Source organism: Sphingomonas sp. GW821-FHT02B09 (assembly GCF_059421875.1).
Genome location: NZ_JBWKVV010000004.1, coordinates 257184 through 273908, shown reverse-complemented (window position 1 = coordinate 273908; position 16725 = coordinate 257184). Strand labels below are relative to the sequence as shown.

Sequence of the window (16725 nt, the reverse complement as noted above, 5' to 3'; positions counted from 1 at the left end):
ATGACCAGAGCCGAAGCCCTTCGACGATTACGGGAGCGCGAGCCCGATCTGCGCAAGATGGGAATCGCGCGACTGTCCTTGTTCGGGTCGACCGCACGTGACGAGCAACGGCCGGATTCGGATGTGGATCTGGCCGCCGTCCTCGCCCCGGATCATGCGATGGGTCTTCTGGAGTTCGTCGGCATCCAATTGCAGCTCGCAAAACTTCTGGGGGCCGAGGTCGATCTGGTGACCGAGCCGGCTCGCAAGGCGCGTTTGCAGATGGAGATCGACAGGGATCGCGTCATTGTCTTCTCGTAACGAACAGAGCCGTTTGCGCGATATCGTCGAATTTATCGACCTTGCGACCGGCTTTCTTGCCGACATGACGATCGATCAGCTTTCGGCGGATGCCAAAACCGTCATGGCAATCGAACGGTGTATCCAGTGCGTTACCGAGGCTGCCATCAAGATCGGGGAAGCACGTATGGCCGTGATCGCGCCGTCCGTTTCGATGCATGAGGTGCGAGGGTTGGGCAATCGGCTGCGCCTTGCCTACGACGAGATCGACCTCGGGATCATCCATCGAACGATCACCAAGGAACTGCCGATATTGCGGGAGCAGTGCATCACCGCACTGGACAACTGATGGCAAACGATACCCCCCTCGACCGGTTCAAGGCGGTGCTCGCCGGGACGGCGCGCGCGATCGCGGAGGAGCCGGAGGTCGAACTCGGCTTCACCGCCGACGCGCCGGCGCAATCGGGCAAGCATATCAAGGTGCCGATGCCGGCGCGTACGCTCCCGGCCGAACAGGTGGCGGAGGCGCGTGGCTTTTCCGACGGCTTCGCCTTGCGGCTGCGCCATCACGACGATGCGCTCCATACGCGTCACGCGCCCGCCGAGGCGGTGGCGCGATCGGTGTTCGACGCGGTCGAGAGCGCGCGGGTCGAGGCGCTCGGCAGCCGCGGCTATGCCGGCATCGCCGACAATCTGGCGCATGCGCTCGACGTGCGGATGCGCAGCGATCCGATCACGCGGGCGCGGACGCGCGAGGAGGTGCCGCTCGCCAGCGCCCTGTCGCTGCTGGTGCGGGAGAGACTGACCGGGCTGGAGGCGCCCGCCGCCGCGGCGCCCGGCCTCGCATTGGTGCGCGAATGGATTGATGCGCGCACCGACCTGTCGAGCCTCGCGCTCGCGCTCGACGACCAGCGCGCGTTCCAGAGCCTCGCGATGAAGATGCTCGAGGAGCTCGAGCTGGTCGAGGGCGAGGTGCTGCCCGAGAATGCCGACGAGGGCGGTTCGGAGGACGAAGGTACCGACGAGCAGCGGCAGGACGAGGGCGAGGAGGATCAGGAGCAGGAGGGCGGCCAGGGCGAAGGCGAGGTCGATGCGCGCGGCGAGGCGCAGGAATCGGACAGCGACGACGGCGAAGGCGAGGAATTCGGCGACCAGTCGATGGACGACCTCGACGGCGAACCCGGCGACGACGGCGACGAGGGGATGCAGCCGGTGCGCCCCAATCGCCCGAACAGCGACTTCATGCCGCAGTTCGAATACAAGCCGTGGACGACGCAGTTCGACGAGGTCGTCGCCGCCACCGATTTGTGCGACGCCGAGGAACTGGCGCGGCTGCGCGGCTATCTCGACCAGCAGCTCGCGCATCTGCAATCGGCGGTGTCGAAGCTCGCCAACCGGTTGCAGCGGCGACTGATGGCACAACAGTCGCGGTCGTGGGATTTCGATCAGGACGAGGGGATGCTCGACGCGGCGCGGCTGGCGCGTGTCGTCGTCACGCCCGGCCAGTCGCTGAGCTACAAGATCGAGCGCGAGACCGATTTCCGCGACACGGTGGTGACGCTGCTGATCGACAATTCGGGGTCGATGCGCGGGCGGCCGATCGGCATCGCCGCGATCAGCGCCGATATCCTCGCGCGCACGCTGGAGCGCTGCGGCGTCAAGACCGAGATCCTCGGCTTCACTACCCGCGCGTGGAAGGGCGGGCAGGCGCGCGAGACGTGGCTGGCCGCGGGGCGGCCGCCGCAGCCGGGGCGGCTCAACGACATCCGCCACATCGTCTACAAGAAGGCGGACGAGCCGTGGCGGCGCGCGCGCACCAACCTCGGCCTGATGATGCGCGAGGGGCTGCTTAAGGAGAATATCGACGGCGAGGCGCTGCTCTGGGCGCACAGCCGGCTGCTCGCGCGGCCCGAGGAGCGGCGCATCCTGATGGTGATCAGCGACGGTGCGCCGGTCGACGATTCGACGCTGTCGGTCAATTCGGGCAGCTATCTGGAGCGGCATCTGCGCCAGGTGATCGGCTGGATCGAGGGCAAGTCGCCGGTCGAGCTGGTCGCGATCGGCATCGGCCACGACGTGACGCGCTATTACGCGCGTGCGGTGACGATCATGGACGCCGAGCAACTGGGCGGGACGATCATCGAACAATTGGCGGCGCTGTTCGACACGCCGTGACGTAAGGCACGGAATAGCTGGTAAAAGTTTCCCCTACCTGCTTCGGTATGCCGCTGGTGGGCGAGGGGATGGGTGTGGACGTTGCGCAGGACCGGGCCTTGCGCCCGCGCGGCCGGGAGCTGGCGGGTTGAACCGGTCCGCGCTTCGGATCCTCGCCGGGCTGGCGCTCGGGTTGATCGGCGGGGCGATGGTCAGCGGGCGGGCGTGGGCCGCGCCGATGCTCGCCGTGACCGGGCCGGTCGGGCGGTTGTGGCTCGATGCGTTGACGATGACGGTGGTGCCGCTCGTCTTCTCTTTGCTCGTCACCGGTATTCTCGGCGCGGCGCAGGACGCGCGGCAGGATCGGGTGGCGTTGCGCGCCTTGCTGTGGTTCGCGGCGTTGCTGTGCGGCGGGTGTCTGGCGGCGGCGGCGAGCACCACGCTGTTGCTGCATCTGTGGCCGGTCGGCGATGCGGCGGCGCTGCGCCCGGTCGGCGCGGTGCCGGTGATCGGCGGCGCGGGGGACTGGCTCGGCAACATCATCCCGACCAATCCGATCAAGGCAGCGGCGGAAACCGCGATGGTGCCGCTCGTCGTCTTCGCTTTGTTCTTCGGCTTTGCCGCGGCGCGTGTCGCGCCCGAGCTGCAGCGCGCGTTGCAGACGATGTTCCGCGCGATCGCCGAGACGATGCTGGTGATCGTGCAATGGGTGTTGCGGGTCGCACCGATCGGCGTGTTCGCGCTCGCCTTCGGCCTCGGCGCGCGCGCCGGCGGCGGTGCGGTGGCGGTGCTGGCGCACTATGTCGTGATCGTCGCTTGCGCATGCCTGCTGATCGCCTTGCTCGCCTATGTGGTCGTGCTGGTCGGCGGTGGGTTGTCGCCGTTGCGCTTCGCCAAGGCCGCGCTGCCGGCGCAGGTCGTCGCGCTCTCGACGCAATCCTCGCTGGCGACGCTGCCGGCGATGGTCGAGGCGGCGCCCGCATTGGGCGTCGCGCGCAATGCGGCGGGGATCGTTCTGCCGCTCGCCGTGTCGATCTTCCGCGCCGCGAGCGCCGCCGCCAATATCGCGGTCGCGCTGTATCTGGCGGCGGTCTACGGCATGTCGCCGGGGATCGGCATGATGGTGACGGGCGCGCTCGTCGCGGCGGCGGTCAGCCTCGCCGCCGTCGGGCTGCCGGCGCAGGTGTCGTTCTTCGCGACGATCGGGCCGGTGTGCCTCGCGCTCGGCGTGCCGGTGGAGCTGTTGCCGCTGCTGCTCGCGGTCGAGACGATCCCCGATCTGTTCCGCACAGTCGGCAACGTCACCGCCGACATGGCGGTGATGCGGCTAGCCGGCGCGGGTGATCACTGCGGCGACCAGCGCGATGCGGTCGACGTCGCGGTATAGGGCATTCTCCAGTTCCTCGCCGAACACGTCGGGGTCGATCTCGCGATAGCGCATCGTACAGCCGCGCGCGGCCGCCGCCTCGGCGAGCGCGGCGGCGAGCTGGTCGTGGCCGCGGACGATCGCACTGCCGGTGTAGAGGATCAGCCGGCCGGCGGGGGCGAGCCGATCCATCGCCATCACCGCCATGTCGAGCGATACCTGACCGCCGTGCATAGCGCCGCCGTGACGGTAAAGCCGCTTGCCGCTGTCGATGACGTAGGGCGGGTTGGCGGTGGCGACGTCGATTGGACCCGGGATGGTGGCGAGGCTGTCGCTCTCGTGGAAGTCGGCGGCGATGCCGGCCGCGGCGGCGTTGATGCGCGCGAAGCGGAGCGCCGCCGGATTGACGTCGGTCATGTGGATGCGCAGCCCCGGGCAAGCGGTCGCGGCGACGATGCCGCCGACGCCCGAGCCGGTACCAATGTCGACCATCTGCGCGCCGGCGCGCGCCGGGCAGTCGCGCAGTTCGTCGCGGATCAGATCGGCGAACCGATAGCTGTCCGGACCGAAGAAGACCGCATCGGCGGCGTCGGTGGGGTAAGCGGAATGGACAAAGAGATGATCGTGGAGCCGCGAGACGCGGATCGTCGCGCGGCGGCGATCCCCGGCCGATACGGTGACGCCGGCACGGTCGAGCAGTGCCTCGATCGCCGCGTCGCAGTCGCCGGGGCGATAGGGCAGGCTCCAGCCGAGCATGTCCTCGACGCAGCGCGCCGCCTGCCGGTCGGCGCGGGCGAGAACGCGGGCGTGGGTCGCCGGGGTCGGAGTGACGAACCGATGGTCGCGGTCGCGCAACAGGACGAGGAGATGCCGCAGCTCGGCGTCCGCCGATCGAACCGCCGGCTGGTCCGGTCTCGACACCCGCATCTCTCCTGAATCGTTGATGTGGCGTAACGTCTTGCGATGGTGCGGGTTCCTGTGGTCTTCGGGGTCGCGGCGCTCGGCCGCTTCCGCGTTATGTCGAAACGGGTCGAGACCTCTCGCCATGGAGCCGCACGGTGCTCCTGCGAAAGCAGGAGCCTAGGGTCGAGCGAGCTAACGCCTTGTGACGCTTGGGACTCCTGGGCTCCTGCTTTCGCAGGAGCACTGGGATAGCTTCGCAGAAGGCTTCGAGCAGGGTCGGGTGTGACCGTGGGCACCGCCCCATTCCGATCGCTGGCGGCGCTACGCGGGATCGTTGTAAGGCGGTCGCGCTTTGACGCAGCGCGACAGGATCAGCGGAGACGATATGACCAAGACGGCTTTCATCACCGGCGCGACCGCCGGCATCGGCGCGGCGGCGGCGACGGCGTTCGTGGGTGCGGGGTGGCGCGTGATCGCCACCGGGCGGCGGGTCGAGCGGCTCGACGCGTTGCGCGCGCGGCTCGGCGAGGCGGTGCATACGCTCGCCTTCGACGTCGCCGACGAAGCGGCGGCGGGCAAGGCGATCGCCGGATTGCCCGAGGACTGGCGTGACATCGATCTGCTGATCAACAACGCCGGCCTCGCGCTCGGCACCCGGCCGGCGCAGGAGGCGAACCTCGACGACTGGCGGACGATGATCGCGACCAACGTCACCGCTCTGGCGTCGCTGACCCACCGGCTGCTACCGGGACTGATCGCGCGACGCGGGGCGATCATCAATCTGTCGTCGGTGGCGGCGACCTATCCCTATCCCGGCGGCAACGTCTATGGCGGCACCAAGGCGTTCGTCGAGCAATTCTCGCTCGGCCTGCGCTCCGACCTGCACGGCAAGGGGGTGCGCGTCACCTCGATCGAACCGGGGATGGTCGAGACCGAATTCACCACGGTGCGCACCGGCGGTGATCAGGCGGCGTCCGACGCGCTCTACAAGGGCGCCGATCCGATGACCGCGGAGGATATCGCCGCGACGATGCTGTGGGTCGCGACGCTGCCGCCGCATCTCAACATCAACCGGCTGGAGCTGATGCCGGTCAGCCAGTCGTTCGCCGGCTTTCAGGTCGCGCGCGCGGGCTGATCCGCCTCGGCGCAGGGGTCGCGCAGCCGGCCCGACAGGAAGGCGATCAGCGCCTCGACCCGCGCCGGGCGCAGCGCGCTCGGCGGGGTGAGCAGATGCAGGCCGATCGCCGCGGCGGACCAGTCGGGCAGGATCGGCACCACCGCGCCGCTGCCGATATGCGGTCCGACGATGAAGCCGGGCAGGCGGGCGATGCCGAGCCCGGCGATCAGCGTCGGCAGCAGCGCCTCGCCGCTATTGGCGATCAGCGGCCCCTGCGGACGGATCGCGACGTCGCTGCCGTCGGCATGCTGGAAGCGCCACGGCGCGAGCACGTTGGAATAGCCGAGCACGCGATGGCGGGCGAGCTCTGAGGGATGCGTGGGCGTGCCGTGCGCGGCGAGATAGGCGGGCGCGGCGACCAGATGCGTCCTGACGTCGCACAGCCGGCGGCCGCGCAGGCTGCTGTCGGGCAGGTCGCCGATGCGCAGCGCGACGTCGAATCCCTCGGCGACGATGTCGACGCGTGCGTCGGACAAATGCAGGTCGATCTCGATGCCGGGGTGGGCGGCGAGGAATTCGGCGAGCAGCGGCGCGACGTTGCGCACGCCGAAGCTCATCGGCGCGGCGAGGCGGACGCGGCCGGTCGGTGCGCTCAGTGCGTCGCGCGCGGCTTCCTCGGCAGCCTGCGCCTCGGCGAGGATGCGCGCGGCGTGCGCGGCGAGCGGCTTGCCCGCCTCGGTCAGCGCGAGCCGGCGCGAGGTGCGGTGGAACAGCGACTGGCCGATCTGCTCTTCGAGCCGGGTGATCGCCTTCGACACGGTCGCCTTGCTGAGGCCGATCGCATCGGCGGCGGCGCTGAACGAATTGTGCTCGGCGACGGCGGCGAAGATCGCCCAGGCTTCGAGATCGGGTAGGCGCATCATGGTCCCTTCGGCAGGCCGGGGAACCTAGCGTGGAAACGGTCGGTTTCCAGCGTTTCCGTTTACGCACCGTCCCGACGGGACCACTTAGGGTGCGACACGCACATTGGAGACGTTCGGATGACCAAGGTTCTGGTGCTCTATTATTCGTCCTACGGCCATATCGAACAGATGGCCGACGCCGTCGCCGAGGGCGCGCGCGCCGGCGGGGCGGAGGTCGATATCCGCCGCGTCGCCGAGACGGCGCCCGCCGAGGTGGTCAAGGCCGCGCATTTCAAGACCGACACCGCGCATCCCGAGATCGAAGGCCCGGACGCGCTCGCCCAGTATGACGCGATCATCGTCGGCGCGCCGACCCGCTATGGCCGGATGCCGGCGCAGATGGCGGCCTATTGGGACACGACCGGTGGCCTGTGGGCGAAGGGTGCGCTGGTCGGAAAGGTCGGCGGCGCATTCACCTCGACCGCCAGCCAGCATGGCGGGCAGGAAACGACGCTGTTCTCGATCATCACCAACCTGCTGCATCATGGCATGACGATCGTCGGTCTGGACTATGGTTTCCAGGGCCAGATGGGCGTCGACGAGGTCCGCGGCGGCTCGCCTTATGGCGCGACGACGATCTCGGCGGGCGACGGTTCGCGCCAGCCGCATGAGGAAGAACTGGCGGGCGCGCGCTATCAGGGCAAGCGGATCGCCGAGACGGCCGCAAAGCTGAAGTGAGGCTAGGGGCGGCCTGCGCGTGAGCGGGCCGCCTTCACATCCACCCCGTCACCCCGGACTGGTTCCGGGGTCCACCGGGCCACGGGGGCATGGTCTCCCCTCCTGCCAATCTCCTCGCCGCAGAGTGGACCCCGGAACGAGTCCGGGGTGACGGGTTTCTCCGGGCCACGTTACGAGCCCATATCAATGCCCGCGCGTGGCGCTCCGCCGCAAACGCGCCTACACCCGTGGCATGCCGACCCAGCCGCCCCGCCTGCCGCCGCCCGCGCCCGAGGATGCCGCGGCGCGCAACATGCGGTTGCTCGTGCTGCTGCGCTGGATGGCGGTCGGCGGACAGGCGGCGGCGATCCTGATCGTCCATTACGGGCTCGGCATCCGCCTGCCGGTCGTCGCGATGGGGGTGGTGCTCGCCGCGCTCGTCATGCTCAACGTCATGACCTGGCTCGGCCACCCGCATTGGCCGGTGACCAATTTCCAGTTGTTCGGCTCGCTCGCCTGCGATGTCGTCGCGCTCTCGGTGCAGCTCTATCTCAGCGGCGGGGCGTCCAATCCGTTCGTCTCGCTCTATCTGTTGCAGGTGGTGATGGGCGCGGTGCTGCTCCATGCCTGGTCGAGCTGGGCGCTGGTCGCGCTGACGACGGTGGCGTTCGGGTTGGTCGCGCTGCTCAGCCCGCCGTTGGCGCTGCCGCCGTGGTTCGCGACGCGGCTGTCGCCGGTCTATGTCATCGGGCTGTGGGCCAATTTCGTGCTCGCCGCGGTGCTGCTGGTGCTGTTCGTGACGCGCATCGCCGCCAATCTCCGCAGCCGCGATGCGCATCTCGCCGCGATGCGCCAGCGCGCCGCCGAGGAGGACCATATCGTCCGCATGGGGCTGCTCGCCAGCGGCGCGGCGCACGAACTCGGCACGCCGCTATCGTCGATCCTCGTGCTGCTCGGCGACTGGAAGAGCGAGGCGGCGATCCGCGCCGAACCGCGCCTCGCCGCCGAGGTCGACGAGATGCAGGCGGAGGTGATGCGCTGCAAGACGATCGTGTCGGGCATCCTGTTCGCCGCGGGCGAGGTGACCGGCGAGGCGCCCGAACGCACCACGCTGCGCCGGTTCCTGTCGGGGATCGTCGCGGTCTGGCCGGGGACGGTGACGTTCGAGGACCGGATCGGCGACGATCGGCCGATCGTGTCCGACCGCGCGCTGGGGCAGGCGCTGACCAATTTGCTCGACAATGCCGCGGAGGCGGGGGCGTCGGTGATCACGCTGACCGCGACCGTGGGGGAGGCGGTGATCGTGCTGACCGTGCGCGACGATGGCAGCGGCTTTCCGCCCGCGGTGCTCGCCGGGATCGGCAAACCCTATAACACCAGCAAGGAGCGGCGCGGCGCGGGGCTGGGGCTGTTTCTCGCCACCAACGTGCTGCGCACGCTCGGCGGGACGCTGGCGGCGCGCAATATCGCGGGCGGCGCGGAGATGGTGCTGCGGCTGCCGGTGGCGGCGCTGGCATTGGAGGACGGGGCATGAGCGAGCGGCGGCTGCTGATCGTCGAGGACGACGCCAATTTCGCGCGTACCTTGGGGCGCTCGTTCGAGCGGCGCGGCTATGCGGTGACGATGCTGCCCGGGCCGGACGGGCTGGAGGCGGCGGTGGCCGACTTCAGGCCCGATCATGCGGTGGTCGATCTGCGGCTGGGCGGCGCGTCGGGGCTGACCTGCGTGGCGACGATCCATGCAATCGACCCGGCCATCAAGATCGTCGTGCTGACCGGCTTCGCCAGCATCGCGACCGCGGTCGAGGCGATCAAGCTCGGCGCGACCAATTATTTGACCAAGCCGGCCAATACCGACGATATCGAGGCGGCGTTCGCGCGGATCGACGGCGATGCCGGCGCGACGATCGCCGCGGCGCCGCCGACCTCGATCAAGACGCTGGAATGGGAGCATATCCACCAGACGCTGGCGGACGTCGACTTCAACATCTCCGAGGCGGCGCGGCGGCTGGGGATGCACCGGCGGACGCTGGCGCGGAAGCTCGACAAGCGGCACATGGGGTAGACATTACTTCTCCCCCTGGCGGGGGAGGAATTGGTTTTACTTCAGCAGTTTCGGTGCTTCCTGCTGGATCACGTCGCGGATCTTGCCGGCGAACAGGCCGAGGAAGCCGGGCAGGTCGACGATCGCATGGACGTTGCTGTCGGATACCGTCGCGCGGCAGCCGATCGTCTGGCCCATCGCGCCGACGGTGAAATGCATCGTGTCGCCCTCCCAGCGATGCTCGACCTGCGCGCCGCCGGGGATCAGCCGGCCGATCTTGCCGATGCCGCCGTCGAGGCGTTCGCGGACCGCGGTCTTGCCGAGCTGATGGGGAATGTCGAGTTCGATCGGGGCGCTCATATCTGGTCCTTCGTCGTGGCGAACAGCATCGCATCGTTCCCGAACGCCTTGAACTCGAGCGCGTTGCCCGACGGGTCGGAGAAGAACATCGTCGCCTGCTCGCCCGCCTCGCCGCGGAAGCGGATGTGCGGCTCGATCCCGAAGCTTACGCCCGCGGCGGCGACGCGATCGCTGAGCGCCTGCCAGTCGGCCATGGTGAGGACGACGCCGAAATGGGGGACGGGGACGTGGTGGCCGTCGACTTCGTTGGCGACCTGCACGGCGCGGGCGGCGGGGTCGAGATGCGCGACGATCTGATGGCCGAACAGGTCGAAGTCGATCCACTGGTCGCTGGAACGGCCCTCGGGGCAGCCGAGCACGCCGCCGTAGAAGGCGCGCGCCGCGGCGAGATCGTGGACCGGGAAGGCGAGATGGAAGGGGCGTAGGGACATGTGGCGAAGGTAGGGAAGGGTGGTGGCTGGCGCTACCGCTCAATTCCCTCCGCGACGATGCGCGGACTGCGACACGGTCCACGTCCGTTGGTGCTGAGCTTGTCGAAGCACCTTGAGACTCACCTGCCCTTCGACAGGCTCAGGGCGAACGGCGGATAGGAGCGCGTCGTTCTTCCGGCACGGTCCGAGTGCCGCCTATCCCCTTTGTAGCGCGACATACCGGCTGTGCCGGACGGCGCGCGTGCCCGTCTCATGGAGGGAGGACATCGCGTTTGCCGCACGCTACACGGCGCCGCATGCCCGCCTTGCTCTCCCGCCGTCCCGCCCTCGTCGCGCTGATCCTCGGGGCGATCGCCGCGACCGGGTTCGCGCCGTTGCAGCTCTGGCCGTTGACGCTGGTCGGGCTCGCCGGGCTCGCCGCGCTCGTCCAGCGCGCCGATACCGGCCGGCGGGCGCTGTGGCTCGGCTGGTGCTGGGGCGTCGGGCATTTCACGATCAACAACAACTGGTTCCAGCACGCCTTCGACTTTCAGGACAAGATGCCGCCGGTGCTCGGCTATTTCGCCGCGGTCGGGCTGGCGCTGTATCTGGCGATCTTCCCGATGGCCGCTGCGGGCATCGGCTGGCGCTTCGGCCGCGGCGCGCGGCCTGATGCCGGCTATGCGCTCGTCTTCGCGGCGGCGTGGATCGCCAGCGAATATCTGCGCAGCGTGCTGTTCAGCGGTTACGCCTGGGACCCGATCGGGGTGATCTGGTTGCCGGTGATCGGCGTTGCGCGGCTGTCGGCGTGGATCGGCACCTATGCGTTGTCGGGCGTCACGGTGCTCGCCGCGGTGTCGTTGCTGCTCCTGCCGCAGCGGCGCTGGCGGTTGCCGACGGGGCTGGCGGCGTTGTTCGTCGTCGCGGCGGTCTCCGGCCTGTGGACGCAGGCGCCCCCCGCTCGGCCCGATGCGCCGCTGCTGCGCGTGGTGCAGCCCAATGTAGGGCAGGACGCGCGCGGCGAGGGCGATCAGGAGGTGATGCTCGCCGCGCTGATCCACCAGTCGGGAACGCCGGGACCGCGGCCGCGGCTGGTGTTGTGGCCCGAGGGGGTGATCCGCGACTATCTCGAAAGTGGCTATCCGCGCTGGATCTATTTCGGCCAGAGCCCGCTGTTCAACCGCTGGCGGCTGGCGCGGTTGCTCGGCCCGCGCGACGTGCTGATGACCGGCCATACGCCGCTGCGCTTCGACGCCAAGGGCGATGTCGCGGGGGCGTCCAATTCGGTGTTCGCGCTCGATGCCCGCGCGCGCATCGTCGGCCGCTACGACAAGGCGCATCTGGTGCCGTTCGGCGAATATCTGCCGGTGCCGTGGCTGCTCAGGCCGCTCGGCCTCGCGCGGCTGGTGCCGGGCGATTTCGACTTCGACGACGGCCCCGGTCCGCGCACGCTGACGATCCCCGGCTTCGGCGCGATCGGCTTCCAGATCTGCTATGAGATCATCTTCTCCGGTCATACGGTCGACGAGGCGCATCGCCCCGCAATCCTCTTCAACCCCTCGACCGATGCCTGGTTCGGGCGCTGGGGACCGCCGCAGCATCTCGCGCAGGCGCGGATGCGGGCGATCGAGGAAGGGCTGCCGATCGTCCGTTCGACTCCGACCGGCATTTCGGCGGTGATCGCCGCCGACGGACGGCTGCTCGCCACCGTTCCGCACGAGACGGCGGGGGCGATCGAGCTGCCGATGCCGCCGGCCTTGCCGCCCACCTTGTTCAGCCGGCTGGGGAATTTCGCCGCGCTGATCGTCGCGCTCGGCTTCGCGGCGGCGGCGATTGCCATCCGTCGCCGTGCGCGTTAGGAGCGGACATATAAAGGCATCTTTATATCGTTATGAGGCAGTGATGCGCAGCAGCTATATCTTCACGTCCGAGTCCGTTTCCGAAGGCCATCCCGACAAGGTCGCCGACCAGATCAGCGACACGATCGTCGATCTGTTCCTGTCCAAGGACCCGGAGGCGCGGATCGCCTGCGAGACGCTGACCACCACCAACCTCGTCGTGCTGGCGGGCGAGATCCGCTGCAAGGGCGTGTACGAGAATGGCGCCTGGGCCGATGGCGCGCTCGCCGAGATCGAGGCCGCCGTCCGTGCGACCGTCAAGCGCATCGGCTACGAACAGTCGGGCTTCCACTGGGAAAGCTTCACCTTCGAGAACAATTTGCACGGCCAGTCGGCGGAAATCGCGATGGGCGTCGACGAGGGTTCGAACAAGGACGAGGGCGCGGGCGACCAGGGCATCATGTTCGGTTACGCGACCGACGAGACGCCGGGCCTGATGCCGGCGACGCTCTATTACAGCCACAAGATCCTCGAGACGATGGCGGCCGACCGTCATTCGGGCAAGGCGCCGTTCCTCGAGCCCGACGCCAAGAGCCAGGTGACGCTGCAATATGAGAATGGCGTGCCGACGCGGGCCGTGGCGCTCGTCGTCTCGACCCAGCACAAGGCGGGCTATTGCCTGCAGGGCGACAATGCCGACGCCGCCAAATATGACGTGCTCAAGGATTACGTCACCGGCGTGCTGACGAGCACGCTGCCCGAGGGCTTCGTCACCGACGAGACCAAGGTCTATATCAATCCGACCGGCGCGTTCGAGATCGGCGGGCCGGACGGCGACGCGGGCGTCACCGGGCGCAAGATCATCGTCGACACCTACGGCGGTGCAGCACCGCACGGCGGCGGCGCGTTCAGCGGCAAGGACCCGACCAAGGTCGATCGTTCGGCCGCCTATGTCGCGCGCTATCTCGCCAAGAACGTCGTCGCCGCGGGCCTCGCCAAGCGCTGCACGATCCAGCTCAGCTATGCGATCGGCATCGCCGAGCCGCTGTCGGTCTATGTCGACACGCACGGCACCGGCACGGTCGAGGAAGCGAAGCTGGAGCAGGTGCTGCCGCAGCTCGTCCGCCTGACGCCGAAGGGCATCCGCCAGCATCTCAAGCTCAACGCGCCGATCTATGTGAAGTCGGCGGCTTATGGTCACTTCGGCCGCGAGCCCGAGGGCGACCTGTTCACCTGGGAAAAGACCGATCTGGTCGAGCAGCTCAAGGCCGCGGTCGGCTGATCGGTTCGATCAGAATTGTGTGAACGACACCCTCTCGCGTCGCCGGACGCGGGAGGGTGTTTTCTTTTGGCGGTGGGGCAGGCGCGTTGCGCGGTCGCGGCGGGCGAACCGTCGTCTTATCGGCGGTAGGCGTCGTTGATATCGATCATCCAGCCGGCCTTGGGCGCCGCGGTGACGCCGCGTGGCTTACGGGCTTCGTCGAGATCGATCGGCTCGGCGAAGCGAATGCCGGCGAGCCGGTCCTTCACCCACATGACCTCCCCGGTCAGCTCCGTGATATGGCCCATTTCGATATCGAGCATCATGCCCGCGGCGAGATCGCCGTCATTGTCGATGCACGCGCCGGAGCGCGACAGGTTGCGCACACGCCGCTCACTCTGGCCGCCGCCGGGCAGACGGACCGCGGCACGGACGATGACGCTGTTACGCTTCTCGCGCGAAGGTTCGGGAGGGATGTTCATAACGCTTCCGTATCGGTGGGCCTAGCACGCGGTGAACGGCAAACCCAGAACAACTTGCCCTAAACTGGTTGAACTTTCTCGGCCGGCGGCGGCGCGAAATGGTTGAACACGGCGTCGACCAACGCTTCCGATGCCCAGCCGATCGCGCCACCAACCAGCACGTCGGAAAGGTAATGGTTGCCGGCGACCGGCTGGATCGCGGCGACGGCCGCGACGCCGAGTGCGGCGGGGGTGGCGGCGCCGTCGATCTCGCGCGAGACGGCCCGTGCGACCGCGACCGCGCCGGCGGTGTGGCCCGACGGAAAGGAATTGAGATCATGGTCGTCGCTATCGCCCGGTTCGAACCGGTGATCGCCCTCGTCGATCGCCTTGGCGGGGCGGGTGCGGTCGATCGAATGTTTGATCGCGCTTTTCATCCCGGTGGCGACGAGATGCGCCGCGAGCATCCGCGTGCCGCCGCGGATCATATCGGGCCGCCGCCCGACCAGTCCCGCCGCGATCGTCGCGATCGAGGCGGTGATGAGCTGCGGCTGGTCGGCCACCTCGCCAAGGAAGCTGGCGAAGCGCACCGGCAGCGTATCGCGATTCGCCGCCGCATCCCGGGTCAGATGACGATCCACCCGTTCGACCGTCTTCGCGGCCGTCTTCGCCTTGCTCACTGCTCTTCTCCCTGCGGCGGTTCGCCGCGTACCTGTGCGTGCGCGAGCACCGCGAAAATGCCGGCGCCACCGACGAGATTGCCGAGCACCGCCGGCGCGATCAGCCCCGCCAGCGTCTGGACGAGGCCGGTCTGGCCGGCGAACAGCAGCAGGAAGGCCTCGCTGGAACCGACGATCGAATGGCTGAAGCCGGCGATCGTCAGGATGTAGGTGAAGATGAAGATCACGGCCACGCTCTGGCTGCGCGCATTGGGCAGCGCCCAGGCGAGGATCGCGATCATGAAGCCGGCGGGGATCGCGTTGACGAAGGTGCGGCCGGCGGACAAGTCCGTGATCCCCGCCGAGATGGCGAGCGCGGCGTGACGGATCGCGTCGCTGCCCATCGCGCCGGTGGCGATCGCCAGCCCGGCGAGCGCGGTGCCGAGCAGATTAGCGACGAGGACGATGCTCCACAGCCGCAGCGTACGGGCCAGCGCCCAGCGCGACGGCCGCGTCACCAGCGGCAGCATCGCGGTGATCGTGCTCTCGGTGAACAATTGCATCCGGCCGAGGATCACCGCCATGAAGCCGACCGGATAGCCGAGGCCGCTGACCAGCTCGCGCCACGGCGCGTCGGGCAGGGCCGCGTGCAGCGCCGCCTCGGTCAGCAGCGAGACGCTGATCGCGATGCCGGCGGCGAGCGCCGACCAGAACAATTGCATCGCGGGACGGCGCAACTCGTCCTCCCCCGATTCGCGCACCGTGCGGTGGAGCGTCTTGGCATCGGCGGCCTTGAGGCCGTCGCCATCGGTGGCGTCGTCGGTCATGTGACGGTGCAACGGACCGCCGCCCCGCTTTGCTCCGCGCGGTGCGGGCGAATGCGGCGTTTCCCTGTGGCGCGTTGTGTTCTAGGGCGCGCCACCATGAACGATCCCGCCACCATCCGCCGCCTCTACGGCCGTCGTCAGGGCCATAAGCTGCGCATCGGCCAGGCCGCGCTGGTCGAGGACACGCTGGCACCGTTGAGCGTGCCGGAGACGGGTGCGCTCGATGCGCGGGTGCTGTTCGACGATGACCGCCCGCTGGAGCTCGAGATCGGCTTCGGTGCCGGCGAGCATCTCGCGGGTCAGGCGACGATGCGGCCCGAGACCGGGTTCATCGGCTGCGAGCCGTTCCTCAACGGCGTGGTCGGTGCGCTCGGCCATATCCGCGACGGTGGCCTCGCCAACGTGCGGCTGCATATGGGCGACGCGCTGGAGGTGGTCGAGCGGCTGCCCGATGCGAGCCTCAGCCGGGTCTATCTCCTCCACCCCGACCCCTGGCCCAAGGCGCGCCACGCCAAGCGGCGGATGATCAACCACGGCCCGCTCGACGCGATCGCCGCCAAGCTGAAGCCGGGCGCCGAGTTCCGGCTGGGGACGGACGATCCGACCTATTGCCGCTGGGCGATGATGATCATGAACCAGCGCCGCGACTTCGTGTGGACGGCACGGACGCCGGCGGACTTCCTGACCCGGCCCGACGACTGGCCCGAGACGCGCTACGAACGCAAGGCGCGGCGGCAGGGCCATGAGGTGTGGTATTTCCGGTATATCCGACAATAGGCTGCGGGCTTCGCGAGCCGTTCACGCCTGTAGGAGAGGGGGCTTGTTCCCGCTGTTCCGTTGCTGTTCCCCGCGCTTCCCGCTACGGTGATTGCCAGCAAGGCCTTAATGGCGTCGGGCAAGGTCAATAAGCGGACGGTCGATGCGCTAAAGCCCGGCACTGGTGTCGGCTTTTTGTGGGATGACGAATTGAAAGGCTTCGGCGTGAAGATCACGCCGGCCGGGCCATCCCAACATCTTCCAGTACCGGATGGGCGGCCGTGAGGCCAAGACGCGGCGCTATACGATTGGCGCGCACGGCTCGCCATGGACGCCGACCACAGCTTGCACCGGGGTCGAGCGGCTGGGGTTGCTTGTTGCTCAGCCGGTCCTAGCACAGGACGCGGTTGGGCCTGACATCATCTCACCGCTGATGACGGGGAGGGATCGGAAGGGCCCGACGATTACCGCGCTGGTCGATAGTGGCGCGTCGATCACCCCACCGCAACGCAAATACTAACAGGCTGGCAAGTCGATTGCGTGGACGCCAGATCAATACGATCAGCTCCAGCAGGCCATTGGTGGCGTTGCGAAGCCGCAGCTCGATACGCTTGTTCGCACGGTGGCTTGGCGGTCTATGGACGAAGACGACAGGAAGGCTGCCGTAGGAAG

Annotated in this window: 19 protein-coding genes; 12 read left to right on the top strand and 7 right to left on the bottom strand. The window is 68.6% G+C overall.

Going from position 1 to position 16725, the window contains the following annotated elements:
* The 4 genes from AC07U4_RS17905 to AC07U4_RS17890 all read left to right on the top strand — a co-directional run bounded on the left by AC07U4_RS17905 (position 1) and on the right by AC07U4_RS17890 (position 3820).
* Positions 1 to 300 (top strand): nucleotidyltransferase family protein, encoded by a 300-nt coding sequence (locus AC07U4_RS17905; RefSeq protein WP_495196341.1) that lies wholly within the window; start codon positions 1 to 3, stop codon positions 298 to 300.
* 13 nt (positions 301 to 313) lie between these two features.
* Positions 314 to 628 (top strand): HepT-like ribonuclease domain-containing protein, encoded by a 315-nt coding sequence (locus AC07U4_RS17900; protein WP_495196340.1) that lies wholly within the window; start codon positions 314 to 316, stop codon positions 626 to 628.
* Positions 628 to 2454: a cobaltochelatase subunit CobT gene (cobT, locus tag AC07U4_RS17895; protein WP_495196339.1), complete on the top strand. Its 1827-nt coding sequence runs from the start codon at positions 628 to 630 to the stop codon at positions 2452 to 2454. Before AC07U4_RS17900 ends, cobT begins: the two co-directional genes overlap by 1 nt.
* Positions 2455 to 2581: 127 nt before the next feature.
* Positions 2582 to 3820: a dicarboxylate/amino acid:cation symporter gene (locus AC07U4_RS17890; RefSeq protein ID WP_495196338.1), complete on the top strand. Its 1239-nt coding sequence runs from the start codon at positions 2582 to 2584 to the stop codon at positions 3818 to 3820.
* Here AC07U4_RS17890 and AC07U4_RS17885 read toward each other — a convergent pair.
* Positions 3761 to 4726, bottom strand: coding sequence for a methyltransferase (locus AC07U4_RS17885; protein WP_495196337.1), 966 nt, complete (start codon positions 4724 to 4726; stop codon positions 3761 to 3763). The two genes, AC07U4_RS17890 and AC07U4_RS17885, sit on opposite strands and share 60 nt — an antisense overlap.
* Before the next feature lie 361 nt (positions 4727 to 5087).
* Here AC07U4_RS17885 and AC07U4_RS17880 point away from each other — a divergent pair, with 361 nt between their 5' ends.
* A complete protein-coding gene (locus tag AC07U4_RS17880; protein ID WP_495196336.1) occupies positions 5088 to 5837 on the top strand; it encodes an SDR family NAD(P)-dependent oxidoreductase in 750 nt (249 codons plus the stop codon).
* Here AC07U4_RS17880 and AC07U4_RS17875 read toward each other — a convergent pair.
* A complete protein-coding gene (locus tag AC07U4_RS17875; protein WP_495196335.1) occupies positions 5816 to 6739 on the bottom strand; it encodes a LysR family transcriptional regulator in 924 nt (307 codons plus the stop codon). The genes AC07U4_RS17880 and AC07U4_RS17875 overlap by 22 nt on opposite strands.
* A 120-nt stretch (positions 6740 to 6859) precedes the next feature.
* Here AC07U4_RS17875 and wrbA point away from each other — a divergent pair, with 120 nt between their 5' ends.
* From wrbA to AC07U4_RS17860, 3 genes are all read left to right on the top strand, one after another.
* Positions 6860 to 7459 carry an NAD(P)H:quinone oxidoreductase gene (wrbA, locus tag AC07U4_RS17870; protein WP_137897920.1) on the top strand — a complete coding sequence of 200 codons (600 nt, stop codon included), beginning with the start codon at positions 6860 to 6862 and terminating at the stop codon, positions 7457 to 7459.
* A 232-nt stretch (positions 7460 to 7691) separates the two neighbouring features.
* On the top strand, positions 7692 to 8972 hold the full coding sequence (locus tag AC07U4_RS17865) for an ATP-binding protein (protein WP_495196378.1): 1281 nt from the start codon (positions 7692 to 7694) through the stop codon (positions 8970 to 8972).
* Positions 8969 to 9502, top strand: coding sequence for a response regulator transcription factor (locus AC07U4_RS17860; RefSeq protein ID WP_495196334.1), 534 nt, complete (start codon positions 8969 to 8971; stop codon positions 9500 to 9502). Before AC07U4_RS17865 ends, AC07U4_RS17860 begins: the two co-directional genes overlap by 4 nt.
* Positions 9503 to 9538: 36 nt before the next feature.
* Here AC07U4_RS17860 and AC07U4_RS17855 read toward each other — a convergent pair whose 3' ends face one another.
* Complete coding sequence (locus AC07U4_RS17855) at positions 9539 to 9841, bottom strand: polyhydroxyalkanoic acid system family protein (protein ID WP_038662297.1); 303 nt, start codon at positions 9839 to 9841, stop codon at positions 9539 to 9541.
* Positions 9838 to 10272: a VOC family protein gene (locus AC07U4_RS17850; RefSeq protein WP_495196333.1), complete on the bottom strand. Its 435-nt coding sequence runs from the start codon at positions 10270 to 10272 to the stop codon at positions 9838 to 9840. The genes AC07U4_RS17855 and AC07U4_RS17850 overlap by 4 nt, the downstream gene beginning before the upstream one ends.
* 296 nt (positions 10273 to 10568) lie before the next feature.
* Between AC07U4_RS17850 and lnt the strand changes: the two genes are divergently transcribed.
* Positions 10569 to 12110 (top strand): apolipoprotein N-acyltransferase, encoded by a 1542-nt coding sequence (lnt, locus tag AC07U4_RS17845; protein ID WP_495196332.1) that lies wholly within the window; start codon positions 10569 to 10571, stop codon positions 12108 to 12110.
* Positions 12111 to 12153: 43 nt separating this feature from the next.
* Positions 12154 to 13371 carry a methionine adenosyltransferase gene (gene metK, locus AC07U4_RS17840; RefSeq protein WP_495196331.1) on the top strand — a complete coding sequence of 406 codons (1218 nt, stop codon included), beginning with the start codon at positions 12154 to 12156 and terminating at the stop codon, positions 13369 to 13371.
* A gap of 116 nt (positions 13372 to 13487) precedes the next feature.
* Here the strand turns inward: metK and AC07U4_RS17835 are convergent, their stop codons facing one another.
* The 3 genes from AC07U4_RS17835 to AC07U4_RS17825 are packed head-to-tail and all read right to left on the bottom strand — an operon-like array spanning position 13488 to position 15297.
* The gene (locus AC07U4_RS17835) at positions 13488 to 13832 is read right to left on the bottom strand and encodes a PilZ domain-containing protein (protein WP_495196330.1); all 345 of its coding nucleotides are present in this window, start codon (positions 13830 to 13832) and stop codon (positions 13488 to 13490) included.
* Positions 13833 to 13891: 59 nt separating this feature from the next.
* Entirely contained in the window at positions 13892 to 14491 is a 600-nt protein-coding gene (locus tag AC07U4_RS17830; RefSeq protein ID WP_052075599.1) for a phosphatase PAP2 family protein, read from the bottom strand.
* On the bottom strand, positions 14488 to 15297 hold the full coding sequence (locus AC07U4_RS17825) for a formate/nitrite transporter family protein (protein WP_495196329.1): 810 nt from the start codon (positions 15295 to 15297) through the stop codon (positions 14488 to 14490). The genes AC07U4_RS17830 and AC07U4_RS17825 overlap by 4 nt, the downstream gene beginning before the upstream one ends.
* 96 nt (positions 15298 to 15393) lie before the next feature.
* On the opposite strand from AC07U4_RS17825, the gene trmB reads away from it, so the two are divergent.
* Both trmB and AC07U4_RS17815 read left to right on the top strand, forming a co-directional pair.
* Positions 15394 to 16074 carry a tRNA (guanine(46)-N(7))-methyltransferase TrmB gene (gene trmB, locus AC07U4_RS17820; RefSeq protein ID WP_495196328.1) on the top strand — a complete coding sequence of 227 codons (681 nt, stop codon included), beginning with the start codon at positions 15394 to 15396 and terminating at the stop codon, positions 16072 to 16074.
* 108 nt (positions 16075 to 16182) lie between these two features.
* Positions 16183 to 16338 carry a hypothetical protein gene (locus tag AC07U4_RS17815; protein WP_495196327.1) on the top strand — a complete coding sequence of 52 codons (156 nt, stop codon included), beginning with the start codon at positions 16183 to 16185 and terminating at the stop codon, positions 16336 to 16338.
* Positions 16339 to 16725 lie beyond the last annotated feature (387 nt).

Bases quoted from the DNA above. Each gene is read 5' to 3' on its own strand.
- AC07U4_RS17865 (WP_495196378.1), top strand. From the start codon at position 7,692: ATGCCGACCCAGCCGCCCCGCCTGCCGCCGCCCGCGCCCGAGGATGCC.
- metK (WP_495196331.1), top strand. From the start codon at position 12,154: ATGCGCAGCAGCTATATCTTCACGTCCGAGTCCGTTTCCGAAGGCCAT.
- AC07U4_RS17875 (WP_495196335.1), bottom strand. From the start codon at position 6,739: ATGCGCCTACCCGATCTCGAAGCCTGGGCGATCTTCGCCGCCGTCGCC.
- AC07U4_RS17905 (WP_495196341.1), top strand. From the start codon at position 1: ATGACCAGAGCCGAAGCCCTTCGACGATTACGGGAGCGCGAGCCCGAT.
- AC07U4_RS17885 (WP_495196337.1), bottom strand. From the start codon at position 4,726: ATGCGGGTGTCGAGACCGGACCAGCCGGCGGTTCGATCGGCGGACGCC.
- wrbA (WP_137897920.1), top strand. From the start codon at position 6,860: ATGACCAAGGTTCTGGTGCTCTATTATTCGTCCTACGGCCATATCGAA.
- AC07U4_RS17825 (WP_495196329.1), bottom strand. From the start codon at position 15,297: ATGACCGACGACGCCACCGATGGCGACGGCCTCAAGGCCGCCGATGCC.
- lnt (WP_495196332.1), top strand. From the start codon at position 10,569: ATGCCCGCCTTGCTCTCCCGCCGTCCCGCCCTCGTCGCGCTGATCCTC.
- AC07U4_RS17815 (WP_495196327.1), top strand. From the start codon at position 16,183: ATGGCGTCGGGCAAGGTCAATAAGCGGACGGTCGATGCGCTAAAGCCC.
- AC07U4_RS17850 (WP_495196333.1), bottom strand. From the start codon at position 10,272: ATGTCCCTACGCCCCTTCCATCTCGCCTTCCCGGTCCACGATCTCGCC.
- trmB (WP_495196328.1), top strand. From the start codon at position 15,394: ATGAACGATCCCGCCACCATCCGCCGCCTCTACGGCCGTCGTCAGGGC.
- cobT (WP_495196339.1), top strand. From the start codon at position 628: ATGGCAAACGATACCCCCCTCGACCGGTTCAAGGCGGTGCTCGCCGGG.
- AC07U4_RS17855 (WP_038662297.1), bottom strand. From the start codon at position 9,841: ATGAGCGCCCCGATCGAACTCGACATTCCCCATCAGCTCGGCAAGACC.
- AC07U4_RS17860 (WP_495196334.1), top strand. From the start codon at position 8,969: ATGAGCGAGCGGCGGCTGCTGATCGTCGAGGACGACGCCAATTTCGCG.
- AC07U4_RS17880 (WP_495196336.1), top strand. From the start codon at position 5,088: ATGACCAAGACGGCTTTCATCACCGGCGCGACCGCCGGCATCGGCGCG.
- AC07U4_RS17835 (WP_495196330.1), bottom strand. From the start codon at position 13,832: ATGAACATCCCTCCCGAACCTTCGCGCGAGAAGCGTAACAGCGTCATC.